This window comes from Mesorhizobium sp. M7A.F.Ca.CA.004.12.1.1, from assembly GCF_003997835.1.
Taxonomy (GTDB): domain Bacteria; phylum Pseudomonadota; class Alphaproteobacteria; order Rhizobiales; family Rhizobiaceae; genus Mesorhizobium.
Genome location: NZ_RZRK01000129.1, coordinates 1 through 10413, shown reverse-complemented (window position 1 = coordinate 10413; position 10413 = coordinate 1). Strand labels below are relative to the sequence as shown.

Here is a 10413-nt window from a genome sequence, read left to right as displayed (position 1 = left end):
CGCGAAGGTGGTGCCTTCTGAGGCGACCCCCTCCGTCCGCTTCGCGGACACCTCCCCCTCAAGGGGGGAGGAAAGTGCGGCGTCGATATCGGCTTTTACAACACGGCCGTATGGGCCTGTGCCGGATACGGTTGAGAGGTTCAGGCCAGCCTCGCGGGCTAGGCGCCTGGCCAAAGGTGTTGCGCGGGCTTTCCCCTCCCCCTCGAGGGGAGGGTGGCCGGCCGCAGGCCGGTCGGGTGAGGTCGGTTCGACTGGGCTCGACGGTACAGGGGTGCCTCCTGAGGCAACCCCCTCTGTCGACTTGGTCGACGTCTCCCCCTCGAGGGGGGAGATTGGCGCATAGCTTTCATCGTCGGCATAAATCCATGCAACAGCTGCACCGACCGCAATATCGACACCTTCCTTGCCGGTGACGTCGCGCAGCACGCCGCTGGCCGGCGCGTCGATCTCCATCGCCGCCTTGTCGGTCTCGATCTCGAACAGCACATCGCCCTTCTTGACGTGCGCGCCTTCCTCGGCGAACCAACGCGAGATCTGTCCGGTCGCCATGTCCATGTCGACCTTGGGAAGAATGACTTCGGTCGGCATTTCTCAGCGAACCCCTTTCACGAGGTCACGCGCAGCGGTGATGATGTCGGGAATTTGCGGCACCGTCGCCTTCTCGAGCTCCGGATTATAGGGGATCGGCGTTTCAGCGCCGCCCAGCCGCACGATCGGCGCATCGAGATAATCGAACGCTTCGCTCTCGGCGATCATGGCGCTGACCTCGGCGCCGATGCCCAGCGTCTTGACCGCTTCGTAGACGCATAGCAGCCGCGACGTCTTCTTGACACTGTCGATGACGGTCTGCTTGTCCATCGGCCGGATGGTGCGGAGATCGACGACTTCGACGTCGATGCCTTCGCTCTCCAGCGCGGCAGCCGCGTCGAGCGCCTTCTGCACCATGATCGAGGTGGCGACGATGGTCAGGTCGCGGCCCTCGCGGCGGATATCTGCCTTGCCGATCGGCACGGTGTAATAGCCTTCGGGCACCGGTCCCTTCATCTTGTAGAGCAGCTTGTGCTCGAAGATCATGACCGGATCGGGATCGGCGACCGCCGCCAACAGCATACCCTTGGCATCATAGGGGGTCGCCGGCTGGATGACTTTCAGACCCGGCACATGGCCGAGCCAGGCTTCCAGGCTCTGGCTGTGCTGAGCCGCCGCACCGGTGCCGGAACCGGCGGGAAAGCGCATCACCACGGGAACTGAAACCTCGCCGCCCAGCATGAAGCGCATCTTGGCCGCCTGGTTGACGATCTGCTCCATGGCAAGCGTGGCGAAGTCGGAAAACTGGAACTCGAAGATCGGCCGCATGCCCGTGAGGGCAGCGCCCACCGCGACGCCCGCGCCGCCCAATTCCGAAATCGGCGTGTCGATGACGCGGTCAGCGCCGTAACGTTCGACCAGGTCGCCGGTGACCTGGAAGGCGCCGCCATAGACACCGATATCCTCGCCCATCAGGAAAACGCGTTCGTCCATGTCCATGGCGATCGCCATGGCTTCCTGGATCGCCTGGGCGTAGCTCAGTTCACGCACCATCGCGTCCATCACGCCTGCTCCGTATACACGTAATTTCCGGTCTCGCTGATATCGGGCGATGGGCTCGCCTTGGCGAACTCGATGCCCTCGGCGATCTCTTGCGCCACGGCATCGCGAATGGCCTCGATGCCCTTGTCGTCGATGAAGCCGAATTCCCTGAGCTCGCTTTCGAACAGGGTGATCGGATCGCGGTTCGACATCCAGTCCTCGATCTCTTCCTTGGTACGATAGCGGTTGCGGTCGCTCTTGGAATGGCCGCGATGGCGGTAGGTCTTGGACTCGATCAGCGTCGGCCCCTCGCCGGCGCGGGCTCGGGCGATAGCCTGATGAGACGCCTCGGCGACCTCGGAGAAGATGTTGCCGTTGACGATGACGCCCGGCATCGAATAGGCGGCGGCGCGCTCGGCGATGTTCTTGACCGCGGTCGAGCGGGCTGTCGATGTGGACATGCCGTAGCCATTGTTCTCGCAGACGAAAATGACGGGCAGCTTCCAGACCGCCGCCATGTTGAGCGCCTCGTGGAAAGCGCCTTCATTGTTGGCGCCATCGCCGAAGAACGAGACCACGACCTTGCCGGTCTTCATCATCTTGGAGGACAATGCCGCCCCGACGGCGATCGGGATGCCGCCGCCGACGATGCCATTGGCGCCGAGATTGCCCTTGCCGACATCGGCGATGTGCATCGAGCCGCCACGGCCCTTGCAATAGCCTGTGGTCTTGCCGAAGAACTCGGCGAACATGCGCTTGACCTCGGCACCCTTGGCAATGCAGTGGCCATGACCGCGATGCGTCGAGGTGATCTGGTCATCCTCGGCAAGCGGCATGCAGATGCCCATGGCGCTGGCTTCCTGGCCGATCGACAAATGCATGGTGCCGTGGATGAGACCGCGCGTGTAGCACTCCTCCGCGCCCTCTTCGAAGCGGCGGATCAGGTACATCTTGTGGAGCACCTCCCTGAGCTGCTCGGCGCTGTACTGGCGGTAGACGAAGGGCAGATTGGCGCGACTGTCAGTGACGGCTTTGCTGGCTGTGGCCATGATCACGCTCCCACGGACCCATAGACGAGCTTGTCCTGGCGGGCGCGCAGTTCGGCGATCTTGGAGCCCGCCGCGGGCGCTGCATTCGCGTAGGTTATGAGCTCGCCCTTCTTGATCGGCGCGGTGACCGAGCCGCCCTGCAGCAGGCCGCAGGGAATGGCCTTGGCGGCGCGCGCCTCCGGCGTCGTCATGATCCAGGCGCGGTAGCAATATTCACCGATCGCATCGAGCTTCTCGCCGGGCTTCATGTCCTTCTTGGCCACGGCGGCGACTTCGGCCACCGGTTTGGCCAGCGGCACCATGTCGGCCTTGCCGTAGAGCACGACGCGCGCGCAGGTCAGCGGCACTTCGAGCGAGGTCAGGTGATAGGGACGATGGAAAGTGAAATACGGGCCTTTGCCCATCTTCAAATCTTCCATGCGCTCGGAGATGCGCGGATGCGACATGTCGGCAACGACGAAGACGCCGGGCGCGACACCCTTGCCGATCGAATAGTCGACGACGCCGACCCTCGACAGCACGCCGCCATCCTTCTGCGGCACCAGCACCTTGGACAGTTCGCCAAGCGTGGCCGCCGGGCCATGCATGCCGGCCTTGTCTGGAACCAGGCCGGTGGCATTGGCGATCGCCGCCATCTCGACCATGGTCTTGGAGCCGTCGACGAATTCGACCAGCATCCGCACATTCATGTGCCGGCGCTTGGCTTCCTCCTCATAGTCTGGGGGAATGGCGTCGATGTTGAGCGGGTTGTTCTTGCCCTTGCCGGCGGCAACGATCGGATGCCCCATGGCCGAAACGAACTCGATCAGCTCCATGCAGGAGGACGGCTCATCGCCGGCGCCCAGCGAATAGGTGACGCCGAGCCGGTCGGCCTCGCTCTTCAGATAGGCGCCGATGGTGACGTCGGCCTCGACATTCATCATCACCAGATGCTTGCCATGTTCCATGGCGCGCAGCCCGATCTCGGCGCCGACGGCGGGAACCCCGGTGGCGTCGATGACGACGTCGATCAGATCATTGTTGATGACAAGGCTGGCATCGTTGGTGACCGCCACCTTGCCGGCTTCCATCGCCGCCGTCATCGCCGACGCGTTCGACACCTCGCGCGCATGCCCGGTTTCCTGGAAGGCGATATCGACGGCCTTGCTGGCGGCAGGCAGGTTCAGTTCGGAAATGGCGCCGATCTCGATGCCCGACATATGGGCGACACGAGTGACGATGTCAGTTCCCATCTCGCCCGAGCCGATCAGGCCGATGCGGATAGGCTTGCCCGACTTGGCGCGTTCCTCGAGATCGCGGGCAAGGCCCGTCAACGAAACATTGGAAGCCATACCGCTCGTTCCTCCCATAATGCAGGCTTGTTCGATTGCCTGACGGGTATTGAACATCTGTATTTCTGTCAAGACTAATGTCCAGATTGTCGTGCTTAAAACCACTTTCCAGGCAGCCCGAACCATGGACGAAAACGAAGCCGCGAACCGCACGGCGCGCGAAGACAGGTTCGCTCGCAGGCGGAGCCAGCGCGGAACGCTTTTTTGCGATTACGGCCGGTCGTGAAATAAAAGTACCGAAATATTAGATTGTAAAATTTATCTTTCACAGCGTGTTCTCGCGTGCTAGCGTCGCGTCATGAACTGGAAATGAACTGCGCTTCCTGGGGTGGCCTTTTCCGGTCTGTTCCAAATAGGTCTGCCAAGGGACGTTGCGGCCGATGAAGATGAAAACGCCTGGCGAGAAGACTGTTTCCGGTGAGACCGAGGTGGCCAGCGCGCTGGAAGCCAGGTTGCGCGAGGGCTGGCTGGAGTTCGCGCGGACCGAGCAGGCAATCGCGCGATACCTGCTCGCCAACATCCATGACATTCCCTTTGAAACTGGCGCCACCATTGCCGCCGGCGCCGGCGTAAGCGAGGCAAGCGTTACCCGTTTCGTGCGGCGTCTCGGCTACACCGACCTCAAGGAAATGAAGCGTGGCCTGCGCTCCGCACCGAAAGCCGCTGGCCCGGGCCTGGACAGTGCCGAGTTGCGTTTCCGCATCGGCGGCGAAAAGCAGGAACGATTGGCTCGCAGCCTGGAGATGGAGCAGCAGGCCTTGACCGCGGCTTATGGCCTTGCCCAGGGCGAGATATGGTCCGAAATCGTTCATCTGCTGAGCACCTGCGATCGCGTGAACTGCGTCAGCTTCCAAGCCGTGAAGGGACTGGGGCTCGATTTCGCGACGCGTCTGCGCTGGGTGAGGAGCGATGTCCGCTTTGCCGAAGGTTTGGGCGGCACGTTCTCAGAAATCCTCACCGATAGCGGCGAAAATTCTTGCGTGCTGCTGATCGACACGGCGGAATACGCAGCGATGAGCTTTCGGCTGTGCGCCCAGATCAAGCGCCGAAAGATTCCTCTGATCATCGTTACCGACAAATACAGTCATTGGGCATCTGAATACACAAAACTGGCGCTCGAAGTATCGACGCGCGTCGACCTGTACTGGGATTCGACGGCCGCCATAAGTTCGGTTCTGAACCTCCTCACGCATTCCGTTGCCGAGAAACTTGGCAAATCGGCCGAGACGCGGATGAACGAGCTGGAGGATATCGCCGGGATCCTGCGAACCTTCCACAAACCGCCACGGCGCGTCGCACGGCACATCAAAGAGGAAGAAGGCGAAGAATGACGATGCATCACCCGTTGCTGAAACCGTGGACAGTCAGGGCAGGCGCATGAAGTTGACGGAATACGCCGCCTATGACGGCGTCGGTCTGGCCGAGCTCCTACGCAATCGGGAAGTTACGCCGCGCGAACTGGGCAACTGCATCCTTTCAGGGATCGCCGCGGTCAATCCGCAGCTCAATGCCGTGATCGAAACCTATGCCGATGCGATCGAGGGGCTGGGCGACGTTCCCGGACCCGCACCTTTCCACGGCATGCCGACATTGACCAAGGATTTCCCTATCGAAGCCGGCCGGCCGGGAGAGTTTGGCAGCGTTCTCGCCAAGGGTTTCATCTGCGGCGAGGATCACGCCTTCTGGGCGAAAATGCGATCCGGCGGCCTTGCCAATATCGGGCGTACCACCACGTCGGAATTCGGCATAGCGGCGGCAACCGAATCCTCTCTCTATGGTGCGACACGCAACCCCTGGGATACCAGCAGGGGTGTTTCGGGATCGAGCGGCGGCGCAGCCGCGGCCGTTGCCGCCGGCATCGTTCCCGTCGCGCAAGGCGCCGACGGTGGCGGCTCCATTCGCACCCCCGCCGCCTTTTGCGGGGTCGTCGGCCTGAAGCCGTCCCGTGGACGGATCAGCGGCGCGCCGGAATCGAATGCGCCAATGCTGGGTCTCGCCATTTCATTCATGCTGACACGCTCGATCCGCGACACGGCGGCTTTGCTTGATCTGGGTTCTGGTGCGCTTCCCGGCGACAGCTATGAGATCGTCCCTCCGACCACCAGCTATGCCCAGGCGATCAAGACGCCACCCAAGGCTTTGCGCATTGCCCTGTGCACAACGTCCTGGTCCGGCTATCCGCTCGACCCCGAGGTGAAGGCGGCAGTCCTCGAAGTGGGCAAGAGGCTGGAGCAACTGGGCCACAAGGTCGTCGAAGCCGGGCCTGTGTTCGATTATGAGCGCTATCTGGCGGCACAGAAAGTGATCTGGGCAGCTTCTACGGCGCAGTCGCTCGACGAGTTGGCGGGCCTGCTGCGGCGGCCGATCGATGAAGACAGCCTGCAGCAGACGACACTTGCCGTCTACCGCCATGGCCGAACGCTCGATGCGGCAAGCCTGATCGCGGCTCTCGCGGTGTATGACCGGATCACGCGGACGGTTGGCGAATTCCTGGCCGTCCATGACGTGCTGGTGACGCCGACTTGCGCGATCTCGCCGGAGTTGCTCGGCACGTACGACCCGGATCGTCCTGGCCGCGACATCGACACGGTGTTCGCCGATCTGGCGCCGAAGGAGACGTTCAGCGCGCTCTTCAACGGCACCGGATCGCCGGCGATATCCCTGCCGCTCGGCTGGACGCAAAACGGCCTGCCGATCGGAGTGCAGTTTGTCGCCGCGTTCGGACGCGACGATCTGCTGCTGCGGTTGGGTGCGGTGCTTGAAGCCGACTACGCCTGGCACCAGCGCAAACCACCTACCCACATCACCAAGACTGCTTGAACCAACAACGACTGCTTGAACCAACAAGCATGGAACCGCCCCGGGAACATCATCAACGAAAATGGGAGATTGTCATGGACCGCAGAGTATTCCTCAAAAGTGCGGCGTTTGCCGGCTTCAGCATCGCGACGTTGCCGGCCACATTGCTTCGAGCCAATGCTGACGGCAGCAAGATACTGCGTATGGCCTATGGAGCCGAGGTTCTCACCCTGGACCCGATCAAAACCACTTACGGAGCCGATATCCTCATCCAGGGCATGATGTATGCACGCCTGCTGCATGCCAATGCCGATCGCACTGAAGTCGGCCCGGGCCTTGCCGAGAGCTGGGACATCGCGGATGACGGCAAGACCTATACCTTCCACCTGCGCGAGGCCAAATTTTCCGATGGGTCGCCGATCACGGCCGAGGACGTGGCGTTCAGCTGGAACCGCATGCGCTTCCAGAAGGATTCCGCCTATGCGGCGCCGTTCCAGCCCCTGACCAAGATCGAGGCAAAGGACGCCAGGACAGTGGTGATGACGCTCGATCGCAAATTCACGCCCTTCCTGACGCTGACCGAAATCTGGAATACCGGCATTGTGCCGAAGGCAGCGGTCGAGAAAATGGGCGACGACGCTTTCGCCAAGGCGCCGGTCACATCAGGGCCGTTCAAATTCGTCGAATTGAAGCCGGGAGACCGCGTGGTCCTTGGCCGCAACGAGCACTATTACCGCCAAGGCGAGCCCAAGATCGACGGCGTCGAATTCCGCTATGTCCCGGACGACAACACCAGGGTCTCGATGTTCCAGGCGGGCGAGCTCGATGTCTGCCTAGGAGTTCCGGCCCCGCGCATGGCCGAGTTGAAGGCCGCCGGCTTCCGCGCCGACCCTGAACCTTCGAGCACCACTTATGACATGCTGATCAACCATTCGGCAGAACCCTTCAACGACCTCAAATTCCGCCAGGCCGTCAGCTACGGCATCGACCGCACCGCCATCAATGCCGCGGTGACGCTGGGTCTCGGCACGCCGGCCAGTTCCATCATGAGCCCGACACTCGATTTCTTCGACAAATCGCTGCCAGTCATTGCCCGAGACGTCGAAAAGGCCAAGGCCCTGTTGGCTGAATCCGGCAAGACCGGAGCCAGTTTCGAACTCATTCAGAATGCCGGAAGTGCCGACGAGGAAAAGGCGGCGGTGCTGATCCAGGCGCAGTTGGCGGAAGTCGGCATCACCGTCAACATTGCCAAGATCGATTCAACCCAGGCATGGACCCGCCTCGCCGATGGCGAGTACCAGGCGGAAATGAACTGGTGGTACAACGAGACGCGAGATCCCGACAACGCATTGCGCTGGTGCGTCTGGGGCGCGGGCGACAACAAGTCCTACTACACCCGCTACAACAACGAAACGGTCGACAAACTGATCGATGAAGCCTCGGGCGAGGCGGACAATGCCAAACGGGCCGAGCTCTATGCCCAGATCCAGAAGACCGTGGTGGACGAGGTGGCGCAGGTGGCGCTCTATCACCCGACGTGGCTCAACGCCTATGCTCCGAGCGTGAGAGGGTTGGTCCTGAACGTCGGCCTGCAATTCTCGTCCATCGGCGGGACCAGCCTGGATTGATCGGCACAGGATGCGAGACGGGGACGAGATCTTCGTCCCCGTCTCGCATCGATTTGACACCAGGATCCCGACCCATGAATCGATTCTCCTTCGTGCTCAGGCGGCCGATACAGTTGATCCCCGTGCTGCTGGGTATCAGTGTGATCACCTTCCTGCTGCTGCAAATGACACCCGGCGATCCGGTTCGCCTCATGCTTGGCCCCAAGGCCAGTCAGGAGGCGATCGAATTCGTGCGGGCGCGATACGGTCTCGATCAGCCCATCCCCGTGCAGTATTTCTATTACGTGCTGAATTGCCTGCGCGGCGATTTCGGTCAGTCGATCGCCTTCCGGGGTCCCGTCAGCGGCGTCATCGCGGCACGGATCGCGCCAACGGTTTTCTTGATCCTCTATGGCCTCGTGATCTCGCTGCTGTTGACATTCGCGCTCGCGGTCACCGCTGCCCGGCAGCGCGGACGGTGGATCGATCACCTCATCCGTCTCGTCTGCGTCGCGGGCGTCGGCGTGCCGTCCTACTTTGTCGGCCTGCTGCTGATCATGGGCTTCTGCCTGCGGCTGAAGATCTTCCCCGTATCCGGTTACGGGCCGACCTTTTTCAACAATCTGTGGCATCTGTTCCTGCCGGCCCTGACGATCGGCATCGGGGTGACGCCGATCCTCGCGCGCAATCTGCGCGCGACCTTCATTCAGCAGATGGACAAGGATTACGCGATCGCCTGCCGCTCCAGGGGCCTGCCGGAAAGCTACATCTTTTCCCGGCATGTGTTCTGGAATTCCCTTTTGCCGACAGTCAATCTGCTGGGCGTCGTGGTCGCCTTCCTGATCGGCGGAACGGTCGTTGTCGAAAATGTCTTCAACATTCCAGGGCTCGGCAACCTGCTCATCCGCGGCGTTCTCACGCACGACCAGTTCGTCGTCCAGGCGGTGGCCCTGCTGCTTGCCGTAGGTGTCGTCATTTCGAATTTTGCCGTCGATGTCTTGACCGCCATTCTCGACCCACGGGTGGAATTATGAGCGATGTGATGCAGGGCAGCGGCTCCTTGGCCATGGCGCGTATCCGCACGATGCCGGCAACCTTGATCATTGGCGGCGCCATCACCTTGGCCTGGATCGTCGTGGCCATTTTGGCGCCGGTGCTGACCAGTTTCGACCCGATCAAGGTCGATGTGATGCAGGCGCTGAAACCACCTGGCGCCGAGCATTGGTTTGGCACCGACGCCATCGGCCGCGATGTCCTGGCGCGGACACTGTTTGCCGCACGCTACGATCTCGCCATGGCCTTCTTCGGCGTCGTCGGTCCGATCATCCTGGGGACGATCATCGGCCTTATCGCCGGCTATCTGGGTGGCCGGATCGATGCGGCGCTGATGCGCATCCTCGAGGTCACCGTATCATTTCCCTATTTCGTCCTCGTGATCGCCATCGTGGCCGTGCTGGGGCCCGGCCTCAAGAGCTACTTCATCTCGCTCACCTTGGTGAACTGGGTCAGCTATGCGCGACTTGTGCGGAGCCAGGCGCTGGTGCTGCGCGGCGTCGATTTCGTGCTGGCGGCACGTGGCATGGGTTTTGGGCATTTGCGCATCATGCTGTTCCACATCCTGCCGAATGCCATCGTCCCATCGATCGTCTTCGTCATGACCGATGCCGTGCTGGCCATCGTGCTCGGATCATCATTGGGTTTTCTCGGCCTCGGCGTACAACCGCCAACGCCCGAATGGGGCGCCATGATCGCGGACGGGCAGACCTACCTGACGACCGCATGGTGGATTGCGATCTTCCCAGGCATCGCCATCTGCCTTCTGGCGCTGGGCCTCTCGTTGACCGCTGATGGTCTCGCCCGCCTCCTGAACACGGAATCCTGAGATGAGCGACCTCGTCAGCGTCGAGAACCTCACCATCGACTTCGCCACCAATTTTGGCGACGTCCACGCCCTGCGCGGCGTCAGCTTTTCACTGAAAGCGGGAGAGGTCCTTGGGATCGTCGGTGAATCCGGATCGGGCAAGACGGTGGCCTGCAGAGCCATCCTCAAGCTGATTG

Annotated in this window: 11 protein-coding genes; 6 read left to right on the top strand and 5 right to left on the bottom strand. The window is 61.9% G+C overall.

Annotation, left to right across the window (positions count from 1 at the left end):
• The 5 genes from EN984_RS09530 to EN984_RS38695 all read right to left on the bottom strand — a co-directional run.
• The coding region (locus EN984_RS09530; protein ID WP_127383716.1) for a biotin/lipoyl-containing protein at window positions 1–588 on the bottom strand (588 nt) is incomplete at its 3' end.
• A 3-nt stretch (window positions 589–591) separates the two neighbouring features.
• On the bottom strand, window positions 592–1590 hold the full coding sequence (locus tag EN984_RS09525) for an alpha-ketoacid dehydrogenase subunit beta (protein ID WP_127267172.1): 999 nt from the start codon (window positions 1588–1590) through the stop codon (window positions 592–594).
• Window positions 1590–2618 carry a thiamine pyrophosphate-dependent dehydrogenase E1 component subunit alpha gene (locus EN984_RS09520; RefSeq protein ID WP_127267165.1) on the bottom strand — a complete coding sequence of 343 codons (1029 nt, stop codon included), beginning with the start codon at window positions 2616–2618 and terminating at the stop codon, window positions 1590–1592. Before EN984_RS09520 ends, EN984_RS09525 begins: the two co-directional genes overlap by 1 nt.
• 2 nt (window positions 2619–2620) lie before the next feature.
• Window positions 2621–3949: an NAD(P)H-dependent oxidoreductase gene (locus EN984_RS09515; protein WP_127267166.1), complete on the bottom strand. Its 1329-nt coding sequence runs from the start codon at window positions 3947–3949 to the stop codon at window positions 2621–2623.
• A gap of 265 nt (window positions 3950–4214) precedes the next feature.
• Entirely contained in the window at window positions 4215–4502 is a 288-nt protein-coding gene (locus EN984_RS38695) for a hypothetical protein (RefSeq protein WP_245480051.1), read from the bottom strand.
• 43 nt (window positions 4503–4545) lie between these two features.
• Between EN984_RS38695 and EN984_RS09510 the strand changes: the two genes are divergently transcribed.
• From EN984_RS09510 to EN984_RS09485, 6 genes are all read left to right on the top strand, one after another.
• Window positions 4546–5280, top strand: coding sequence for an SIS domain-containing protein (locus EN984_RS09510; protein ID WP_245480050.1), 735 nt, complete (start codon window positions 4546–4548; stop codon window positions 5278–5280).
• A gap of 46 nt (window positions 5281–5326) precedes the next feature.
• Window positions 5327–6769, top strand: coding sequence for an amidase family protein (locus EN984_RS09505; protein ID WP_127267168.1), 1443 nt, complete (start codon window positions 5327–5329; stop codon window positions 6767–6769).
• A 74-nt stretch (window positions 6770–6843) separates the two neighbouring features.
• Window positions 6844–8376, top strand: a complete 1533-nt coding sequence (locus EN984_RS09500; RefSeq protein ID WP_164749041.1) for an ABC transporter substrate-binding protein — start codon at window positions 6844–6846, stop codon at window positions 8374–8376.
• Between the two features lie 74 nt (window positions 8377–8450).
• Window positions 8451–9389: an ABC transporter permease gene (locus EN984_RS09495; protein ID WP_127267170.1), complete on the top strand. Its 939-nt coding sequence runs from the start codon at window positions 8451–8453 to the stop codon at window positions 9387–9389.
• Entirely contained in the window at window positions 9386–10237 is an 852-nt protein-coding gene (locus EN984_RS09490) for an ABC transporter permease (RefSeq protein WP_236383514.1), read from the top strand. The genes EN984_RS09495 and EN984_RS09490 overlap by 4 nt, the downstream gene beginning before the upstream one ends.
• Before the next feature lies 1 nt (window position 10238).
• A partial coding sequence (locus EN984_RS09485; RefSeq protein ID WP_127383715.1) for an ATP-binding cassette domain-containing protein occupies window positions 10239–10413 on the top strand: 175 nt, incomplete at its 3' end.